Origin of the sequence: Moraxella catarrhalis, from assembly GCF_001632285.1 — a bacterium.
Lineage (GTDB): Bacteria > Pseudomonadota > Gammaproteobacteria > Pseudomonadales > Moraxellaceae > Moraxella > Moraxella catarrhalis.
The window spans coordinates 200013-218925 of record NZ_LWAH01000012.1; the positions used below are offsets into that span (position 1 = coordinate 200013).

At 41.1% G+C, this 18913-nt stretch carries 19 protein-coding genes and 1 tRNA gene; 5 read left to right on the top strand and 15 right to left on the bottom strand.

What is annotated here, in order from left to right; genetic code table 11:
* The first annotated feature begins 12 nt into the window (after positions 1 to 12).
* A complete protein-coding gene (gene hemF, locus A4U55_RS03005; RefSeq protein ID WP_063453988.1) occupies positions 13 to 975 on the top strand; it encodes an oxygen-dependent coproporphyrinogen oxidase in 963 nt (320 codons plus the stop codon).
* A gap of 208 nt (positions 976 to 1183) precedes the next feature.
* Positions 1184 to 1642: a c-type cytochrome gene (locus tag A4U55_RS03010; RefSeq protein WP_003657631.1), complete on the top strand. Its 459-nt coding sequence runs from the start codon at positions 1184 to 1186 to the stop codon at positions 1640 to 1642.
* Between the two features lie 158 nt (positions 1643 to 1800).
* Here the strand turns inward: A4U55_RS03010 and A4U55_RS09170 are convergent, their stop codons facing one another.
* From A4U55_RS09170 to A4U55_RS03020, 3 genes are all read right to left on the bottom strand, one after another.
* Positions 1801 to 2109: a Clp protease/crotonase-like domain-containing protein gene (locus A4U55_RS09170; protein WP_152708116.1), complete on the bottom strand. Its 309-nt coding sequence runs from the start codon at positions 2107 to 2109 to the stop codon at positions 1801 to 1803.
* A 6-nt stretch (positions 2110 to 2115) separates the two neighbouring features.
* Positions 2116 to 2499: an enoyl-CoA hydratase-related protein gene (locus A4U55_RS09175; protein ID WP_053089157.1), complete on the bottom strand. Its 384-nt coding sequence runs from the start codon at positions 2497 to 2499 to the stop codon at positions 2116 to 2118.
* A 288-nt stretch (positions 2500 to 2787) separates the two neighbouring features.
* Positions 2788 to 3885 carry an SPOR and LysM peptidoglycan-binding domain-containing protein gene (locus tag A4U55_RS03020; RefSeq protein WP_063453989.1) on the bottom strand — a complete coding sequence of 366 codons (1098 nt, stop codon included), beginning with the start codon at positions 3883 to 3885 and terminating at the stop codon, positions 2788 to 2790.
* Positions 3886 to 4231: 346 nt separating this feature from the next.
* Here A4U55_RS03020 and A4U55_RS03025 point away from each other — a divergent pair, with 346 nt between their 5' ends.
* Positions 4232 to 5419: an NnrS family protein gene (locus tag A4U55_RS03025; protein WP_063453990.1), complete on the top strand. Its 1188-nt coding sequence runs from the start codon at positions 4232 to 4234 to the stop codon at positions 5417 to 5419.
* A gap of 128 nt (positions 5420 to 5547) precedes the next feature.
* Here the strand turns inward: A4U55_RS03025 and A4U55_RS03030 are convergent, their stop codons facing one another.
* From A4U55_RS03030 to A4U55_RS03055, 6 genes are all read right to left on the bottom strand, one after another.
* The gene (locus A4U55_RS03030) at positions 5548 to 6876 is read right to left on the bottom strand and encodes a bifunctional folylpolyglutamate synthase/dihydrofolate synthase (protein ID WP_063453991.1); all 1329 of its coding nucleotides are present in this window, start codon (positions 6874 to 6876) and stop codon (positions 5548 to 5550) included.
* A 105-nt stretch (positions 6877 to 6981) separates the two neighbouring features.
* Positions 6982 to 7539, bottom strand: coding sequence for a DUF2059 domain-containing protein (locus A4U55_RS03035; protein ID WP_003657637.1), 558 nt, complete (start codon positions 7537 to 7539; stop codon positions 6982 to 6984).
* A gap of 136 nt (positions 7540 to 7675) precedes the next feature.
* On the bottom strand, positions 7676 to 8557 hold the full coding sequence (accD, locus tag A4U55_RS03040; protein ID WP_003657638.1) for an acetyl-CoA carboxylase, carboxyltransferase subunit beta: 882 nt from the start codon (positions 8555 to 8557) through the stop codon (positions 7676 to 7678).
* 208 nt (positions 8558 to 8765) lie between these two features.
* Complete coding sequence (trpA, locus tag A4U55_RS03045; RefSeq protein ID WP_003667672.1) at positions 8766 to 9608, bottom strand: tryptophan synthase subunit alpha; 843 nt, start codon at positions 9606 to 9608, stop codon at positions 8766 to 8768.
* A 42-nt stretch (positions 9609 to 9650) separates the two neighbouring features.
* Complete coding sequence (gene trpB, locus A4U55_RS03050) at positions 9651 to 10865, bottom strand: tryptophan synthase subunit beta (protein WP_063453992.1); 1215 nt, start codon at positions 10863 to 10865, stop codon at positions 9651 to 9653.
* Between the two features lie 128 nt (positions 10866 to 10993).
* Entirely contained in the window at positions 10994 to 11629 is a 636-nt protein-coding gene (locus tag A4U55_RS03055) for a phosphoribosylanthranilate isomerase (protein WP_003660372.1), read from the bottom strand.
* Positions 11630 to 11973: 344 nt separating this feature from the next.
* Between A4U55_RS03055 and A4U55_RS03060 the strand changes: the two genes are divergently transcribed.
* Positions 11974 to 13692, top strand: coding sequence for a proline--tRNA ligase (locus tag A4U55_RS03060; RefSeq protein WP_063453993.1), 1719 nt, complete (start codon positions 11974 to 11976; stop codon positions 13690 to 13692).
* Between the two features lie 81 nt (positions 13693 to 13773).
* Here the strand turns inward: A4U55_RS03060 and queF are convergent, their stop codons facing one another.
* The 4 genes from queF to A4U55_RS03080 form a co-directional block, all read right to left on the bottom strand.
* Entirely contained in the window at positions 13774 to 14616 is an 843-nt protein-coding gene (queF, locus tag A4U55_RS03065) for an NADPH-dependent 7-cyano-7-deazaguanine reductase QueF (RefSeq protein ID WP_003657645.1), read from the bottom strand.
* 86 nt (positions 14617 to 14702) lie between these two features.
* A complete protein-coding gene (locus A4U55_RS03070) occupies positions 14703 to 15476 on the bottom strand; it encodes an ABC transporter permease (protein WP_003657646.1) in 774 nt (257 codons plus the stop codon).
* Between the two features lie 72 nt (positions 15477 to 15548).
* On the bottom strand, positions 15549 to 16517 hold the full coding sequence (locus tag A4U55_RS03075) for an ABC transporter ATP-binding protein (RefSeq protein WP_003670175.1): 969 nt from the start codon (positions 16515 to 16517) through the stop codon (positions 15549 to 15551).
* A gap of 221 nt (positions 16518 to 16738) precedes the next feature.
* Positions 16739 to 17293, bottom strand: coding sequence for a c-type cytochrome (locus A4U55_RS03080; RefSeq protein WP_003657648.1), 555 nt, complete (start codon positions 17291 to 17293; stop codon positions 16739 to 16741).
* 272 nt (positions 17294 to 17565) lie between these two features.
* Between A4U55_RS03080 and A4U55_RS03085 the strand changes: the two genes are divergently transcribed.
* Positions 17566 to 17642 (top strand) — tRNA-Arg (locus A4U55_RS03085).
* A gap of 55 nt (positions 17643 to 17697) precedes the next feature.
* Here the strand turns inward: A4U55_RS03085 and gloA are convergent.
* Both gloA and A4U55_RS03095 read right to left on the bottom strand, forming a co-directional pair.
* On the bottom strand, positions 17698 to 18234 hold the full coding sequence (gene gloA / locus A4U55_RS03090; RefSeq protein WP_003660374.1) for a lactoylglutathione lyase: 537 nt from the start codon (positions 18232 to 18234) through the stop codon (positions 17698 to 17700).
* 40 nt (positions 18235 to 18274) lie between these two features.
* The gene (locus A4U55_RS03095; RefSeq protein WP_003657650.1) at positions 18275 to 18901 is read right to left on the bottom strand and encodes a carbonic anhydrase; all 627 of its coding nucleotides are present in this window, start codon (positions 18899 to 18901) and stop codon (positions 18275 to 18277) included.
* Positions 18902 to 18913: the final 12 nt, after the last annotated feature.

The following is an 18913-nucleotide window of genomic DNA, read 5'->3' on the forward strand; positions in this document are numbered from 1 at the left end:
CAGGAACATCTTATGCAAGCACAAATCCAAGCAGTCAGAGAGTTTTTGTTAAACTTACAACAAGCCATCGTTCACGCCCTTGAAAACCAAGAAAATTCAGGTGGTTTCGATGGTCGTACTGATACCAAATTCATCGCAGATACTTGGGAGCGTCCCGAAGGTGGCGGGGGTCGCTCTTGTGTCTTATCAGGTGGGCAAGTCATCGAAAAAGCAGGCGTCATGTTTAGCCATATTCATATCAAGCAGATGCCTGCTTCTGCGACAGTACGCCACCCTGAGCTGGTTGGTGCTCAAGCACAAGCACTGGGGGTCTCTTTGGTTGTCCACCCCAAAAACCCCTATGTACCGACAAGCCATGCCAATGTACGGTTATTTGTTGCCACACCCACCGATGGTAGCACACCAATTTGGTGGTTTGGTGGCGGATTTGATTTGACGCCCTTTTATCCAAATCTCAATGATGTCAAGCATTGGCATCAGGTGGCTTATGATTTATGCCAGCCTTTTGGCGATGAAGTTTATCCCAAGTATAAAACTTGGTGTGATGAATATTTTTATCTTAAACATCGTCATGAGTGTCGTGGCGTGGGTGGTTTGTTTTATGATGACATGAATACAGCATCCACAAACTGGGACTTTATGACATGTTTTAAGTTCATGCAGGCCGTCGGACAAGGCTATATTGAGGGTATCATACCAATCTTTGAGCGTAATAAACACCAAAGCTATACCGAGCATGAACGCCAATTCCAACTATATCGCCGTGGTCGTTATGTGGAGTATAATTTGGTATTTGACCGTGGTACGCTCTTTGGTTTACAATCTAATGGGCGTACCGAATCAATTTTGGTTTCTATGCCACCGCTGGCAGCTTGGGAATACAGATATGAACCCAAGCAAGGGACGCCCGAATTTGAGTTGACCGATTTTTATCTAAAACCCCAAGATTGGCTAAACTTATCAGATAAGCCATAACATAAATTGCCGTTGTCTTGGCTGGTCAATCAAATTTGGTCAATTTTTTAGGTATTGTTTCATCAAAAAACACTGTTATCCTGATTGCATGTCATCATTGTTTGTAATCAGAATAGACATTTCATCAATCATTTTGGTAAATAATATTAGGTTACCAAATAACCTGTTTTACCAAAATAAGGTATTTTAACAAAACGGAGCCGCCGCCATGTTTCATAAAATTACCTTAGCTGCTGCATGTTTTATGACTGTTATTTTAGCAGGTTGCAACAGCTCAGGGACTGCCACCGCCAATAATCCACAGGTTGAAGACCGTGCCAAACTCATGAAAGATTGGCGTCATGCCAATGAAGGTATGAAGGCAATGATTGAAGACCCAAGTCGCTTTGATGCCATCACCTTTAAAGAGCGAGCTGATTTTATTGCTGATACCAATGCCACCATGTGGGTACACTTTGAAGGAGAAATGGCTCAAGGTGGTCATGCTAAAGATGAGATATGGACAGACCCTGAAGGCTTTCAAACCAAAATCGAAGCGTTTACCAGCTCAATTAATGCACTTGCCTTAGCAGCATCAGAAGCTGCCTCGGCGGCTGATGTTGAAGCAAGCTATGGTGAAATGGCCAGCCAGTGTGGTTCTTGCCATAAGGCTTATAAGAAAAAATAGCACGCCCAGCAGTCGTTTAATCTCCCTATCAATGCCCCTAATATATGGGGGTATTTTTAGTACAATCATGGATAGGGTTTTAAGTTTTGATCGTATGTTATAAAAATATCATCAATGCTAAGCGTGCTTGATGCCAAAGCCGTAATACCCCAAATCAATCACCCAAATTGACGCTGAATAAATTGCACCGTGCTATCTTTTGCTTTTTTGATGGCAAGCTTTCGGTTGGCACCGAGCATCAGTTTGATCTGCCAAAGCTTTTCTTGATACAGTGCCAAATAATCTTGCCGCTGCGTGGTATTCATCATACGCTTGCTTGCAAGTACTACATCAGGTGAACGCATCTTGATGGCATCTATCAAAGATATCGCCATACAAACAGGGTCATCGCTGATATGCGTCAATAGTCCATAATCCTTGGCAATCGGTGCACCCATCATCTCAGCGGTCATGGCAATCTGCTGCATCACATCTCAGCGAATATCACAAGCGGTATGCGTAATGCCCATATCAGCAACCAAACCCCACTTAGTCTCAAGCACTGATAAGCAAGCATCCATCGCTGCGATACGAATATCCGCCCCAAGTGCCAGCTGAAGACCGCCGCCAACGCACACACCCTGTACAACAGCAATGACTGGCACAGGCAAACTCTGCCAAATCAAGCAAACCTTTTGAAACTTACTGGGTGTCGGTTTGGCAAGTTCATACAAAGCAAGACCTAAATTTTTAGGATCATTTAAATCCGCCAAATCCAGCCCTGAGCTAAAATTCCCATCTGCACCCATCAAAATCACCGCTCGAACTTCACGATTACGCTTGAGTTTATGAGCAACCTTAATCAGCTCATCCATCATCTGAAAGCTGATGGCATTTTTTTATTGGGGCGGTTGAGTGTGATGGTGGCGATTTGGTGTTCGATTTGTACAGTCAGTGTCTTTAACTGTTCCATCATTGCCCTTTTTTGGTTTGGTAATGGCGTCATACTTAATACATATTGAAATAAAAATCAATAACCAATCAGTCCATAAATAAGATGATTATCCAATATTTTATCTTTTTTTTGTATCAAGCAATATAAAAAAGTACGGCGTTTATCCACATTTTGCTACTTGACAGGACAATTTACCCAGCGTATCTTATGATTATTGGGCTTTATGCACAAAAGCACCCGATGAAGGGACACGAGAATCTGCGGCAATCTTAGTACGCAGTGCTTTTGCTTCTTCTTCTGTTTTTTCGTTACCAACCAAGATACGCAACCCACGACTTGTATTGCTGGTTGTGACTTTATAGCCAGCATCACGATACTTTTTAACCACCTCATCAACCCGATCTTTATCTGGAGAGATTGCCACTTGAACCATGTACCGCTCAGATGTTTGGGAACTTTGAGATTTTGATTCAGTTTTTTTATCTGTCTTAGATTGAGGCTGATTGTCAGATTTTTTATTACCGTCTTTAGATGCGGATTCTCTGGCTTTATTATCACGCTCCAAACGAGCTATTTGAGATGCAGATGGTATCTTGATACGACGCTCTGCTCTTAAAACATCATTGCGTGTCACGCCATTAGCTTCAACCAAGGCGGCAACCGAAATGCCGTAACGATTCGCAATACCCTGCCAAGTTTCACCACGCTGAACATCGTGAGTACCCGCCTTCGCAGGTGCTTTGGTTTGGGTGTTTTTATTCTCTTTTTTATTTTCAGCTTTATTTTCGGTGGGTTTATCAGCGGTTTTGGCTTTTTCATCCTTTGTTTCTTGTTCAGAGTTCTTAAGCATCTCAGCAGCCTTTTTGGCTTCTTCGGCCTTACGGGCAGCTTCGATTGCTTCGGGGCGTGTCTGAACTGTTGGTGCTGCGATCAACTCACTTTTGGCAGCACTGTCCGCTGAAACTGTTTGGGTATCGTTCGTCATGCGTCCATTAGCTTCGGCACTGGCTTTTTCAAGTGCTTGTTTGCGTGCATTATTTTGTTCTTCAAGCAAGGCAGCCGCTTGCTTTTGCATTTGAAGCGTATGTGCTTCACGCACACGCTGCTTTTCGGCAAGTAGCTTTTCTTCGGTAGCTATATCTGCCGTCAAAGGCTGAACCACAGGTTTTGCCACCTTGGTATCACTTGGTATCTGCTGGGGCGTTTGTACTGATTTGGTTGTTTGAGTGTCATTTTTTGCCAAGGCAAAAAAAGCCACGCCGCTACCAATGACCAGCGTAATGCCCAATACAATTTGTTTAGAAATCATAACCAAACCACCGACCTGTTATTGACTTTATGGATAGAATTTGCATGTGTAATCATAAGGCTAATTTTATCCCAAACCATTAAAAATATAGTTTTTTTATCAAATTGTCAAGATTATCATGGATAAAATTTGTGTGATATGACCAATCTGCCACCAAAATATTTTATTTTATCATCAATCTTATCAAAATACCTTTGATTCTATCAAACCTCTTAGATGAATGTCATATGATAATTAATTTTAAAATCATGTGTTATTTTGAAATGAATTGACTATAATATACTTATGATTTAAATCATATATATGATGAATTTAAATCAAAAATTTGGCGAGTAAGGATTTTTTGATGAATAAAATGCTTCCGAATCTGGCAGATCGAGCAATTTTTAATTTGGGTTTCCGAATATTTTTTGCAAGTGCGGCGGTATATGCTGTGATTAGTATGGTGCTTTGGCTATTTGTATATCGTGGCGGCGTGTTTAGTGCCCATATGAGCATTGCACCGCAATATTGGCATGGTCATGAAATGGTTTTTGGCTACTCAATGGCAGTTGTGGCAGGATTTTTATTGACCGCTGTTGGTAACTGGACAGGAAAAACCATGCCGAGCGGACAACAACTTTATCTTATTTGGTTGCCGTGGTTATTTGCACGCATTATTTTCATTGTTTTACCACAGTTTTTATGGCTAGGTGTATTGGCAGATATTGTATTTACGATTTTATTTTTAATAAGTATTACAAAGCCTGTGATAAAAACCAAACAATGGCGACAAATGGGCATTTTATCAAAAATTATCCTAATGCTGATTGCAAATTTATTCTGTCTTGCAGCAACATTAGGCTGGCACATTGGTTGGTATTATGCACTTTATTTAGGGGCTTTTGTGATTATCGGTCTTGTCCTTACCATAGGAAGGCGGGTAACGCCTTTTTTTATCTCACGGGGTGTGGGCTATGCGTTTGAACCACGCAATAATCACTACATCGATCGCATCAGCTTGATTAGTTTCGTGATTTTCTTCTTGCTTGAGGTTTTTGCCTCACAGCAGCTGCTTGCCAGTTTATGTGCGTTGGTTTGTGCATTAGTACAAGCTTGGCGGCTTCAAGGGTGGTATACGCGAGGGATTTGGAAAAAACCTTTGCTCTGGAGTATGTTTATTTCGATGGCCTGCATTGTATTTGGGCAGCTCATGTATTTTTTGCGAATTTTCCAATTTGGCATCACCAATTCATTAGCAATGCATATGATGGCAGTTGGCGGCATTGGCATACTCAGTCTTTCTATGATGGCACGCGTCAGCCTTGGACACTCAGGGCGTAGCATCCATCAACCACCAAAAACAGTGCCTTGGGCTATCAGTTTATTAAGCGTGGCAACAGTTTTTCGTGTGATTTTACCGTGGCTTATGCCACAACATCTGGTAATATGGATCATTCACACACAAATATTATGGTTGATAGCCTTTTTCTTGCTTAGCGTCAGCTACATGAATATATGGCGAACACCTCGTATTGATGGCAGAGCAGGATAGCATCACTATCTACCAAAATAATAGCGTAAATCTTGCATACGCTATTATTTTTGGCATTATGATTACTGCCCAAAGCGATAACAATCACACTTGTCTAAATGACCAGTACATAAAAGCTGATTGATGTCCTAATACGGTCTGCCCAATAACGCCACCAAAGTTTCGCTGATGGTGTGAAAAGAGCCAAAAACCACAATCAAATCTTGGGTGCTGGCATCGGTTGAGACACTTTGGGCAGCTTGTGCTAAATCTTGGTATATTTTAAGGTTTGATGGCTGGATATGCGTATGAACATGGCCCAAAAGCGTCTGTAAATCCATCGCACGAGGATGATTAATTGCGGCGACAGACCAATCATGGATGCTTATTTTTTTATCATCAAGGGCAGCTTTAATCACCTCAAGAACCGCATCAACATCTTTATCGCCCAACATTGAAAATATGACCTTAAGCTTAGCATCCGGATATATTTTTTTGTGTTTATGCCATTCATCAGCCCATTGTGCCAAAAAAAATCTTATCCCATGTGAATTATGTGCCACATCAAATATCCAATGCCGATCATTAATGATACGCCGATCAAATCGCCCTGCCAGTTGTACCTGATGAAGTCCGTCTATCACGCTATCTAAATGAATTTTTATCCCACTTTCTAGCACTGCTGCAACAGCATTAACAGCATTTTGTAACGATAATTTTGGTTTGGGTAATTGTATGGTTAACGCTGCATTTGAAAAAATCCATGTCTCACCTTGCTCCATATAATCATAATTGACACCCAGCTGATGCACATGCTTTGTCAAACGATTTGCAAGCTCATGCACACTATTTGGTAGCTGCCTTGCACCCAAGATGACAGGAATATTTTCTCGAATGATACCTGCTTTTTCTTGACCGATACGCTCAATGTCATCACCCAACCAATCCACATGGTCAATACCAATATTGGTAATCACTGCCACATCAGGATTGATGATATTAACCACATCCAATCGCCCACCAAGCCCAATTTCTAGTACCCAAACATCACATTTTTTTTGATTAAAATGCCAAAATGCCGCCAAAGTCGTCATCTCAAAAAATGACAGCGTGACATTTTTGGCCACTCGTGCATTTTCTACCGCCTCAAACGCTGCCACCAAATCACTTTCACTAATTTCATTGCCATTAATACAAATGCGTTCTGTAAAAGATACCAAATGTGGCGACTGATACAGTGCTGTTTTTAGACCACAAGCTTCACAAATGGCAGCGATAGTTTTCGTGGTTGAGCCTTTGCCGTTGGTGCCTGCGACAGTAAAAATGATTGGTTTTTTGTCCGTCTGATCTTGTTGGGTCTTTATCGGGATAATGCCCAAATAACTTGCCACAGGCAGCACCCGCTCAAGCCCCATATCAATGGCAGACACATGAATGCCGCCAATATATTCTAGCCACTGGCTTAAAGTTCTTGTCATAATTATGATTCCCAAATACTTTAGGCTATTGTACTTGGTTTGGTGGGCTTTTAAAACAAAAATCACTCAGGGTTGGAGGATTTTATTCAAGGCAGTAGTGTGACTTTATTTTTCAAAAATTTGATGTAATTGCGGGAACAATTTATCATATATCGCTTCAAGCTCTTCTTTGGGCGTACCCAATTCATCCATCTCCATGACGATATTTGATAAGCTATTTATGAGATCTCGATTAAACGCCATTTGTTTTTTGTGTATACTTTTACCTATTGGTGAACTATAAAACTCAATCAAAGCATCCATCTGTTGTTGCGTGAAATGCTGTTTTACCGTCTTATTAAATACTTGTTGCACTTTCTGATAAAAGTGTGGGTTTTCAGAAACTCGTTCGGCGGGTTGCTTAAGCATATCTTCAATTAGCTGATCGGCAGCGGCAATTTGTTCAGCCGTGGCATCAGGATAAGCTTTTTTAATGGATAATAAGATTCTTGTTTTAGCAGAGTTGATATAGCCAATTACCACGCCTTGCTCAAAATCATTTTTAAAATCAGTAATCCGCGCCCACTGAGCGATCGATTCATCGCTGGGCGTTTGTGCGTATGTATTTTGACTTAATAAACCCAAACTTAATAAGCTTACCATCATAGCCATTTTTATATGCATAAGATTCTCCATAACCAGTTTTCATTTACAAATAAGAAGTAATTCTATCAAGATACAATTCATTATTCAAGATGATCTTTTGATAATAAAAAAGACGCCCACAAAGCGTCTTTAATGCATCAAATTTAAGTGAAGGCTAAACGGCAGATTTTGTTAGTTTTGCTAAAATACGATGCGTGGTATTGATAAGCTCATGGCGATGCACCACCATATCCACCGTACCTTTTTCAAGCAAAAACTCAGCACGCTGAAAAGGCTCACCCAGCACTTCTCGCACAGTCTGCTCAATCACTCGCTTACCTGCAAAGCCAATCATTGCTTTAGGTTCGGCGATATGTACATCGCCAAGCATTGCCAAAGATGCTGTCACACCACCATAGACAGGGTTGGTCAAAATAACCACATAAGGTACGCCTGCCAGCCTCAATCTTTCAATAGCTGCTGAAGTGCGGGCCATTTGCATCAGTGATAATAAGCCTTCTTGCATACGAGCCCCACCTGAGGCAGCAAAGCATACCAAAGGCTTGTTCTCTGTCAAGGCTTTTTCGGCGGCTTGTACAAAGCGGTCGCCCACGACAGAACCCATCGAACCGCCCATAAACCGAAAATCAAACGCACAAGCAATGATATCCAAATGTTTAAGCTTGCCTGCCATGACCACCAAGCCTTCAGACTCACCCGTCTTATTTTGAGCTTCTTTCATACGTTCAGGATATGGCTTAGAATCAATAAAATTTAATGGGTTGCCTGTTATAAATTCTTGACCAAGCTCTGTTTCTACACTACTTAAAAACCACTCCAAACGCTGGCGAGCCGTCATGGTCAAATGATGATCACATTCAGGGCATACATACTGATTTAAGATTAATGCGGTATTGGTAATCAGTGCATGGCAGTTTGGGCATTCGGTTGATGGCTCAGTTTCAACAGCCGTTAGTGTCGGAACGGTTGTGCGTTTAACGCCCGGTACTTCACGCTTTAGCCAAATAACTGGCTCTGTCGGTTGGGTTTGACTCATAATTCATCCTTTAAACATACTTGGGTATCCACCCAATACGGCATATAGTTTACACTTGTAAATTAATTTTGGCAAACACTATTTACCCAATCACTCTTTGGTCTTATGATGCATTTATTATAAACCAAACTCATCAACCAAACTTTGTAAATTTTTGGCACCACTTAATCATGATAAAACTAAATAACTTGTTAAAGTTAATTTAATATTAATTGGTACTTGATGTAAGCTCGTCAAGTGATTTTCTAAGCTCATCCATTTTGTTTAATAACCCAGCCTTGGCTTGCTGAATTTTTTGTTCATCATGACCACAATCAGCAAAATGCTTGACCAATTCAGACCCAACAATGATGCCATCAGCAACCGCACCCAATGCCTTGGCTGAATCACCATCACGAATCCCAAAGCCCACACACACAGGTATTGTGGTTTGTTGCTTAATTTTTGCTACCTGCTCACGCACGGCTGCGACATCAAGCGCACCTGAACCTGTGACACCTTTGAGTGATACATAATAAATAAACCCACTACAGTTTTCGATAACCTTGGTACGGCGATCTGATTTTGTGGTTGGTGCCAGCAAAAAAATTTGATTCATGGGATGATCGGTACGCTCGGTCAGTGATTTTGCATAGCCATCTGCTTCGTTGGGCGGTAAATCCACCATCAAAATTGCATCAACGCCAGCATCAGCACACAAATTAGCAAAATTATCATAACCAATGATTTCAACAGGGTTTAAATAACCCATGACTAAAACAGGCGTTGTTTGGTTGGTTTGACGAAATTTAGCAATCATATTTAGTGCATCACGAGTGCTAACGCCTGCCGCCAATGCTCTTTCGGCAGCATGGGCAATGATGGGACCATCTGCCATCGGGTCGCTAAAAGGCAACCCCACCTCAATAATATCCGCACCATGCTCAACAAGCTTATGCATTAAATCAACCGTCACATCAGGACATGGGTCGCCTGCCATGATATAAGGAATCAGGGCTTTTTTGCCCGCTTGACGCAATGTCTCAAAAGTCATTTCAATTCTTGTTTTCATCATATTCTCATCAAATCATTCGCTATCGGTCGCTTGGGTGGCTTAATCAATTTGCATGCCATCTTTTGCCATAACCGTATGTAAATCTTTATCACCACGACCTGACATATTAATAATCATTGATTGCTCAGGCTTCATGGTCGCCGCCAATTTTAGCCCATAAGCTACCGCATGTGAGCTTTCAAGTGCTGGAATGATACCCTCCTTTGAAGTCACTTCTTTAAAGGCGTGTAATGCCTCGTCATCCGTTACACCGACATAATGAACACGCTCAATATCTTTTAAAAAGCTGTGTTCAGGGCCAACACCTGGATAATCTAAACCTGCCGAAATCGAATGCGTACCTAGAATTTGACCATCATCATCTGCCATTAGATAAGTTCGGTTGCCGTGCAATACACCGACACGCCCAGCCTGCAAAGGAGCGGCGTGATTGGGTGTATCAATGCCTAACCCATTGGCTTCCACACCATACATCACCACCTCATGATCATTTAAAAAATCATAAAATAGCCCAATGGCATTGGAACCGCCACCAACACATGCAACCAATGCATCAGGCAAGCGGCCTGTTTTTTGTAAATGTTGTATGCGTGCCTCACGACCAATAATCGCCTGAAAATCACGCACAAGCATCGGATATGGGTGCGGGCCTGCGACTGTACCAATGATATAATAAGTGGTGTCAACATTTGCCACCCAATCACGCATCGCCTCATTCATGGCATCTTTTAAGGTGCGAGAACCTGAAGTAACAGGCACAACAGTTGCCCCCAAAAGGCGCATGCGATATACATTCATCTTTTGACGCTCAACATCATCTGCACCCATATAAACCACGCATTCCAAGCCAAGGCGTGCGGCAATGGTAGCGGTTGCAACGCCATGTTGTCCTGCACCTGTTTCAGCGATAATGCGTTTTTTGCCCACCAGTTTGGCGAGCAATGCTTGACCGATGGTATTATTGACTTTATGGGCACCTGTATGGTTTAAATCCTCACGCTTAAAAAAAATCTGAGCGCCACCAACTTGTTGGGTCAAGCGTTCAGCAAAATATAGCGGTGTCGGACGACCAACATAGTCCGTTAAATCCGCCATAAATTCATCCCAAAACTTAGGGTCAGCTTTGGCAGTTTGATAAATTTCGTCAAGCTCTTCAAGTGCCGCCATCAAAGTTTCGGACACAAAACGACCACCGTGTCTACCAAAATATCCATTGATATCAGGATATTGTCCAAACTTAAATTGTGTTGTCATATATTGCCCTTTTTAATCGTTTAAATTAGGTGTTATTCAATTTAAATATCTCATGCAATCGCAAGTTTTGCATAGGTTTGAGCAGATTGATACCACCAATCCAGCCACCATCTATTTTCAAGCAAAATCTATCTAACCGCTTCAATAAAAGCTTTCATTTTATCAAAATCTTTGATGCCCTTGGCTAATTCGATGCCACCGCTAACATCCACTGCATAAATTGGCAATTGCCGAGTTAGTGCAACATTGTTAGGCGTCAAGCCACCCGCTAAAATAATCGGTAATGATGACTGTTTTGGAATAATTGACCAGTCAAAACGCTCGCCTGTACCACCAAATTTATCAGCGTGATAAGCATCCAGTAAAATCGATGCAGCACCTTTGGCATGATAATCATCGATAATCTTTTGAATACCCTTGGCGTCATAGCGTAATGCATCAACACGCACGGCTTTAATCCAACGCTTATTTACAAGTGCCGCCTGCCGTTGGCATTCATCCGCCGTTTCATCGCCATGAAACTGAATGATATCAAAGCTGACTGCTTGGGCAATTTTAATCAGCATATCATCATCGATATTTACCACAAGGGCAACAACACTGACAAACGCAGGAATATTTGCCACAAGCTGTTTGGCTTGTAAGACATCAACCGCTCTGGGGCTGGGTGGATAAAATACCAGTCCAATCGCATCAGCCCCTGCACAAACAGCAGCACTGACATCTTGAGGGCGTGTTAAACCACAAAATTTGACTTGTTTCATATCACCTTAATCACGCAATCAGCCAAACACATTTGACAGCTGAAAATAATAAGTGCTTAAAATACCACAAAAGCTTACAAATGTATGCAAAATCAACAAAAATTTGTTGCATATTATCTAAGATTTACCGTAATATAAGTCATTGAATGCTGATTTTTGAAGTGCCATGCGTTGATTGTATGATCTTTTCATCAAATTGGCTGAATCAGGTAAACTTTTATTGTCATTTTTATCACACTTTATTGGATAAAATCCAGTAAATACACCTTAATTTTAAATCAAATTATCAATTATCTTGTTTAAATTATCTTGTTTAAATTATTTCATCTTATAAGAGTTATTTTATGAAAGCTAGCCAATTTATATTTGCCACTTTAAAAGAAACACCCAATGATGCCGATATTGCCTCAAGCCAGCTGATGCTTCGTGCAGGTCTGATTCGTAAGCTTGCCTCAGGGTTGTATGTTTGGATGCCGATGGGGTTGCGTGTACTAAAACGCGTTGAGCGTATTGTCCGAGAGGAAATGGAGAAAATCGATAGTCAAGAGCTTTTGATGCCAGTTACCCAGCCAGGAGAGCTGTGGCATGAATCTGGACGCTGGGAGGATTACGGTGCTGAGCTTTTAAGATTCAAAGACCGTCACAGCCGTGATTTTGTGCTAGGGCCGACACACGAAGAGGTCATTACTGATATTGCACGCAATGAGCTTAAAAGCTACAAGCAGCTGCCGATTACCTTTTATCAGATTCAAACCAAATTCCGTGATGAAATCCGTCCTCGTTTTGGTGTGATGCGTGCGCGTGAATTTACCATGAAAGATGCGTATTCTTTTCATATTGATAAAGAATCGCTCGCCAACACTTATCAAGACATGTACGATGCCTACAACCGCATTTTTACACGCTTAGGATTAAATTTTCGAGCCGTACAAGCAGATACAGGCTCGATTGGTGGCTTTGCGTCACATGAGTTTCATGTGTTGGCAGACAGCGGTGAAGATGATATTGCGTTCTCAAGCGATTCTGATTTTGCTGCCAATATAGAGCTTGCCGAGGCGGTTTGTTATGATAAGCGAGCAGCACCAACACAAGCACGCACCGATGTGGATACACCAAATATGACCACATGTGAAGCGGTTGCCGAGCACCTAAATATTCCTCTCAGCCAAACCGTCAAAACACTGATTGTCAAAGGTCGTCATAGCCAAGATAATCCAGAAGCACCCAAATTTATTGCTTTGGTTTTACGAGGTGACCACACGCTCAATGAAATCAAGGCTGAAAAAATTGCCGATGCTCATACGCCTTTGACGATGGCAACCGAAGATGAACTCAAAGAAATTGGACTTATCAAAGGCTATATCAGTACCGATTTGCAGCTGCCTGTTTATGTCGATCGTGCGGCGGCGGCATTATCTGACTTTGTGTCAGGTGCAAATATTGAACACAAACATACCACAGGCATGAACTGGGATCGTGATGCCACCATCACGCAAATTGTTGATATTCGTAATGTCGTTGATGGTGATCCTTCTCCTGATGGTAACGGTGTCATTAGCATCAAGCGAGGGATTGAGGTGGGTCATATTTTCCAGCTTGGGGATAAATATTCAAAAGCCCTAAACTGCTCTGTCCTTGGAAAAGAAGGCAAACCTGTCACTTTGATGATGGGTTGCTACGGTATTGGTGTCAGCCGTATCATCGCCGCTGCCATTGAACAAAATCATGATGATAATGGCATCATTTGGGCAGAACCAGAAGACAAGGCTGATAGCATCGCTCCTTTTTATGTTGCCATCGTACCGATGAAATCCAAAGATGGCGATGCGGAAGCTAAGGCCCAATCGCTATACCAAACCCTAAAATCTCGAGGTATTAATGTATTACTTGATGACCGTGATGAGCGAGCAGGAGTCAAATTTGCTGACCTTGAATTGATTGGTATTCCGCATCGTATTGTAGTTTCACAAAGAAATCTTGCCGAAAATAAATACGAATACACCAACCGAGCCACAGGTGATCAGCAAATGCTAAGCCTAGATGAACTATTGGCATTATTTTAATTTAAATCATAAAATCAGTGCTATAAAAAACCTTGTCATAAAGACAAGGTTTTTGAATAATTTAGCAAATTTATCCATCATTCATTGACGCACCTGTCTGGTTACAGCTGGCAAAGCATGGTTTAGCACACGGACAGGATTGATATCAATACCCCCACGGCGAGTGTAGTTGGCTTGCACCATCAAGGCCGATGGCTCAAAATTCACTAAAAAATCTGCAAAAATACGCTCAACGCATTGTTCATGAAAACCATTATGCTGACGGAAGGTAAGTACATATCTTAGGATTTTTTGGTAATCTAAGGCTTTGTTGGTTGTGATTGAAACTGACAGCGTCCCCCAATCTGGCTGGCTGGTCACAGGGCAATTTGAGCGCAATAAATTGGTATGAAATTGATAAGTCATCATCTGATGCACAGGTGGCTGACTTAATATCGCTGAATTAATATCATCACAAGCAATAACCTCACCTTCTGTATCAAGCACCTCATCAATACAGACACCCAGTGGCTCTTGTACCTCAAAGCCGCTGCCGCCAAGTGGTACAATCTCAACACTCACCTTGATCCCCACACAAGCCGACAAGTCTTTTTGGATGAGTGCTTGAACCTCTGCCATGTCACCAAATTTGGTAAAATTCAAGCTATTTAGATAAAGTTTTAATGATTTGGATTCCACAATATTAGGTGAGTTGGCAGGAATGCGAATGCGAGCAATCGCAACTTTACAAATACCTTGTAAGTTTAGCCATGACAACTCAAACGCTTGCCATACATCCACGCCATCTGTCAGCTGATCAGCTTGAATGCCAGTTTGTTTTAAAACTTCATCACGACCCAAACTACGAGAAATGGCAAATAATATACTGGCATCATAATTTTTTGGATAACTTGTTGTCTCACCTAAAACACCATGAATACTCATTGTTTAGCTCCTTTATCACTCAAGCTAAGTTTATACTTTAAATTGTTGATTTTATTCATTATTTTTTAATAATTTTGGTTAATAGATTATAATCTTAGTCTCGACCCATTGACCAACAAGCGATACGCCCAACCATAAAGCAGAATACAAAATACCAAAATTGCAATTAGCGACCACCAAACATTGACATCACTATGCCCCAAAATACCAAAGCGAAACGCATTCACCATATAAACGATAGGGTTAAGTAAAGATAAATTTTGCCAAAATGATGATAAATTATCTAACGAATAAAAGACACCGCCAAGATAAGTCAATGGCGTCAGCACAAAACTTGGAATAATGGAAATATCCTCAAATGAGCGAGCAAATATCGCATTAATCAACCCACCAATTGAAAATAGTACTGAAGTACCTAAGATAGTCATCAGCATCACACCCAAATTCACCACCGTCAACTGAGTAAAAAACTGTGCAACTATCGTTACAAGCAATGCAATGACAATGCCACGAAATACACCGCCACCCACATAGCCTAATAAAATCGTATGTTTTGAAAGTGGAGAAACCAAAAGCTCTTCAATACTACCTTGAAATTTCATACTAAAAAAACTTGATAAAACATTAGAGTAGCTATTGGTAATCACCGCCATCATAATCAAGCCTGGGACGATAAATTGCATATAAGACACGCCGCCCATCTCACCGATGCGACTACCGATCATCTGCCCAAAAACCACAAAATACAAAGTCATCGTAATGACAGGTGGCAATAAAGTTTGTAGCCAAATCCGTAATATTCTTTTAATCTCTTTTTTTAAAATGGTGAAAAATGCTACCGATTGCTTACTAAAATCCATGGCGTACTCTTAAATTGGCTGGTTATCTGATGAGTGGTTATTAACGATTTGGTCAAAATTAAGTAGGTATGATTAACCAAGCTGATTGGTGATACCTTCTTCAACCAAATTCATAAACAACTCCTCTAAACGATTTGATTTATTACGCATGCTGGCAATTTGAACGCCCTGATTGGATAATTGTGCAAAGACATCATTTAAACTTTCACCTTTTTTGAGCGTGACCTCAAGGCTTTGTGTGTCAATTTTTTGATAATGTAAGACCTGCTCAAGCACAATGGGCGGCTCAAATGGTCTTGAAAAATCCAAAATAAAGCTTTCAACATCCAAGCTGGCAAGCAGGCTTTTCATGTCGGTATTAATACGAATTTCACCCTTATCCAAAATAGCGATATATTTACACAGCTGCTCAGCTTCCTCAAGATAATGCGTCGTTAAAATAATCGTGGTTTTTTCTTCTTGGTTAATGCATTCTATAAATTCCCACATCGAGCGACGCAGCTCAATGTCCACGCCTGCGGTTGGCTCATCTAAAATTAATAATTTGGGGCGATGCATCAATGCACGAGCTATCATCAAGCGGCGTTTCATGCCCCCAGAAAGCATTCTTGCGGTCGTATCTTTTTTATCCCATAAACCCAATGCTTTGAGCAACTCTTCTGCTCTTAGCTTGGCATCTTTAGCGGTAATGCCAAAATATCCTGCTTGATTGATTAAAATATCTTGTACTGTTTCAAATTGCATAAAATTAAATTCTTGGGGAACAATACCCAAAAATTGCTTCGCCTTTGCAGGGTTTTTGACCAAATCAATACCAAAAATTTCTACAGTCCCAGCAGAAGGGGGAAATAAAGAGCTGATAATACTGATGGTGGTTGATTTGCCCGCTCCATTAGGACCAAGTAACGCAAAAAAACTACCTTGTGGTACAGTCAAATCAATACCTTTTAGAGCAGTAAAACCATTATGGTAGGTTTTACTGAGTCCTTTTAGTTGCAAGGCGGGTATGTTTGGTTGGGCATAATCTGGGCTTTTTGTCATAATGGCACTCTAAAGATGAATCACAAATTTTAGGCTTTGGCACATTGGTTGATGCTTTTGGATTGATCAGACAAATCATAATACCACAAAAGATAAATAAATATAGACAAATGTAAAATTTTCAAGGCTTACCATTCAAGACTTATAATGACTGGCATAAAAAATCCCAAATCATCAAACAATGATTTGGGATAGTTTAAATAGATAATTTATATGATGGCTTAGCTTGACTGCTGGATAATATAATCAACCGCATTTTGAACCTCTTCATCAGAGATATCAGCACCGCCACGAGCAGGCATCGCATTAAAACCATTGATGGCATGATTATATAGCGTTGCTGTACCTTTACCGATTCTTGATGCCCAATCGCTGGTACCAATTTTTGGTGCGCCAATCAAGCCTGCATCATGGCAAGTTGAGCATATGGCTTTATACAAGCTTTCGCCATCACGAGCTTGACCTTCAACGGCTGGTGCAAGTACTGTGATATTAATATCACATTCTTCTCCATCAAAACAAACTTTACCATAAGGTGCTATACGAGCGATCAAATTGGGATACATCGCCACAAGCTTTTGAACCTGTGGACTTTCTTTTGGTGCTTCTTCTACAGGCGCTGCCGCTTGAGCAGGGGCTTCCGCTGTAGTTACTTCAGTTGCATCAGCAGTCTGAGTTTCTGCAGGTGCGACAGCTTCTTGTGCTTGGGTTGCCATTGTTGACACTGCTAACAATGCAGCAACAGAAAACATAACAGCTTTTTTCATTGTCATCATCTCGTTTTAGCCTTGAGCAATCGCTCTGGGGGTGTCGAACAGCGGTGCAAGTCATTGTGCAAAGCCACCATCCCTACAATATAAAATTCACCCTATTATTATAAGGGAAAAGGCAGGTAAAAAGCCATATTTTTTATAAAATCTGTTAAAATTTAGCAAGAATTGCATAAATTTGTCATTATTTTATCAGCTTAGGTGGCATTTTTCCCAAAAACTTGCTACAATTGAGCGGTTTATATTTATGCATCCAAACGCACCCAAAAAATATTTCTGTGCTTGTAGCTCAGTTGGATAGAGTGTCAGCCTCCGAAGCTGAAGGTCGCGGGTTCGATTCCTGCCAAGCACACCATCTTATCAAAACGCTGGACAATGCCAGCGTTTTTTGTGTTAGTGTTATCATCTATTTAGCGATTATTATTAATCTCAATAATTTCAATCCAATATCCATCTGGGTCTTTGATAAAGGCGATGTCTTTCATCGTACCCTCTTCAGGACGCTTTTTAAATTCTACGCCATTTTCATCAAACCAAGCGACCGCTTCTTTTAAACTTGGTACGCTAAAACAGATATGACCAAAGCCTCGTGGTTCACTATTGCCATCATGATAGCTAAAATCTGCCTGATTTTCGGTACCGTAATTATGGGTCAACTCCAAAATACTGCGTTGGCGTGATACAAAATCTTTCAGCTCATCACCAGCAGGTAGATTTGCTCGTTCATCTTCGGTTAATCGGGCCAAAAAGTACAAATCAAACCCACTGTCAGCAAAACGACTGTGCTTTAGCAAAGTCATACCAAGTATGCCAGTATAAAATTCCAAAGATCGAACTGGGTCTTTGATTCTTAGCATGGTGTGATTAAGAATATAACCCTCTGACTGCACAGGAATGTCTTTAACACCTTCTGCAGCCAAAGCATTTTTGGGTTGTTGAATACTCATCATACTCTCCTTTTGTCATTAATCATGGGTTTGTTTTTGGTCAGTCATCTAAAAAATGTACTTTGCCTGTGGCGACATCATATTCAGCACCAATAACCAGCAAATCCCCCTGTCTGACCATGTCTTCTAAAATACGCGATCCATACTTGATTTGACTAACTGACATACCAACATTGGCACGCACAGAGCGTTCAATCAGTTCATCCATATCCACATCATCACCTGATGCCGTCGCAATTTCATGCAAGTTTAACACACTGGGGCGGATACGATCTACAATAGATTGTAAATTTGGTGAATAATATTGATCTGGATTGATTAAAGCTTCAACACAAGCGGTCACAGCACCACAATGCGAATGACCAAGCACCACCACCAATCGTGTCCCAAATTTTTCAGCAGCAAACTCAATTGAACCAATTTGGCTGGGTGCAACAACATTACCAGCAACCCGAATCACAAACAAATCGCCCAAACCTTGATCAAAAATCAGCTCAACAGGTACACGCGCATCTGAACACCCCAAAATAATGGCATTGGGTTTGTGCTCTTTAACCAAAGTTGGTGGTGATAATGGCGTTTTTTTGGTACTTGATAGATTTTCCACATATCGATCATTGCCTGCCTTAAGTGCATTTAAAATCTGTTTTGCATATTCATTTGACATAGGATATCCTTG

Bases quoted from the DNA above. Each gene is read 5' to 3' on its own strand.
- hemF (WP_063453988.1), top strand. From the start codon at position 13: ATGCAAGCACAAATCCAAGCAGTCAGAGAGTTTTTGTTAAACTTACAA.
- A4U55_RS03010 (WP_003657631.1), top strand. From the start codon at position 1,184: ATGTTTCATAAAATTACCTTAGCTGCTGCATGTTTTATGACTGTTATT.
- A4U55_RS09170 (WP_152708116.1), bottom strand. From the start codon at position 2,109: ATGCAGCAGATTGCCATGACCGCTGAGATGATGGGTGCACCGATTGCC.
- A4U55_RS09175 (WP_053089157.1), bottom strand. From the start codon at position 2,499: ATGATGGATGAGCTGATTAAGGTTGCTCATAAACTCAAGCGTAATCGT.
- A4U55_RS03020 (WP_063453989.1), bottom strand. From the start codon at position 3,885: ATGATTTCTAAACAAATTGTATTGGGCATTACGCTGGTCATTGGTAGC.
- A4U55_RS03025 (WP_063453990.1), top strand. From the start codon at position 4,232: ATGAATAAAATGCTTCCGAATCTGGCAGATCGAGCAATTTTTAATTTG.
- A4U55_RS03030 (WP_063453991.1), bottom strand. From the start codon at position 6,876: ATGACAAGAACTTTAAGCCAGTGGCTAGAATATATTGGCGGCATTCAT.
- A4U55_RS03035 (WP_003657637.1), bottom strand. From the start codon at position 7,539: ATGCATATAAAAATGGCTATGATGGTAAGCTTATTAAGTTTGGGTTTA.
- accD (WP_003657638.1), bottom strand. From the start codon at position 8,557: ATGAGTCAAACCCAACCGACAGAGCCAGTTATTTGGCTAAAGCGTGAA.
- trpA (WP_003667672.1), bottom strand. From the start codon at position 9,608: ATGAAAACAAGAATTGAAATGACTTTTGAGACATTGCGTCAAGCGGGC.
- trpB (WP_063453992.1), bottom strand. From the start codon at position 10,865: ATGACAACACAATTTAAGTTTGGACAATATCCTGATATCAATGGATAT.
- A4U55_RS03055 (WP_003660372.1), bottom strand. From the start codon at position 11,629: ATGAAACAAGTCAAATTTTGTGGTTTAACACGCCCTCAAGATGTCAGT.
- A4U55_RS03060 (WP_063453993.1), top strand. From the start codon at position 11,974: ATGAAAGCTAGCCAATTTATATTTGCCACTTTAAAAGAAACACCCAAT.
- queF (WP_003657645.1), bottom strand. From the start codon at position 14,616: ATGAGTATTCATGGTGTTTTAGGTGAGACAACAAGTTATCCAAAAAAT.
- A4U55_RS03070 (WP_003657646.1), bottom strand. From the start codon at position 15,476: ATGGATTTTAGTAAGCAATCGGTAGCATTTTTCACCATTTTAAAAAAA.
- A4U55_RS03075 (WP_003670175.1), bottom strand. From the start codon at position 16,517: ATGACAAAAAGCCCAGATTATGCCCAACCAAACATACCCGCCTTGCAA.
- A4U55_RS03080 (WP_003657648.1), bottom strand. From the start codon at position 17,293: ATGATGACAATGAAAAAAGCTGTTATGTTTTCTGTTGCTGCATTGTTA.
- gloA (WP_003660374.1), bottom strand. From the start codon at position 18,234: ATGAGTATTCAACAACCCAAAAATGCTTTGGCTGCAGAAGGTGTTAAA.
- A4U55_RS03095 (WP_003657650.1), bottom strand. From the start codon at position 18,901: ATGTCAAATGAATATGCAAAACAGATTTTAAATGCACTTAAGGCAGGC.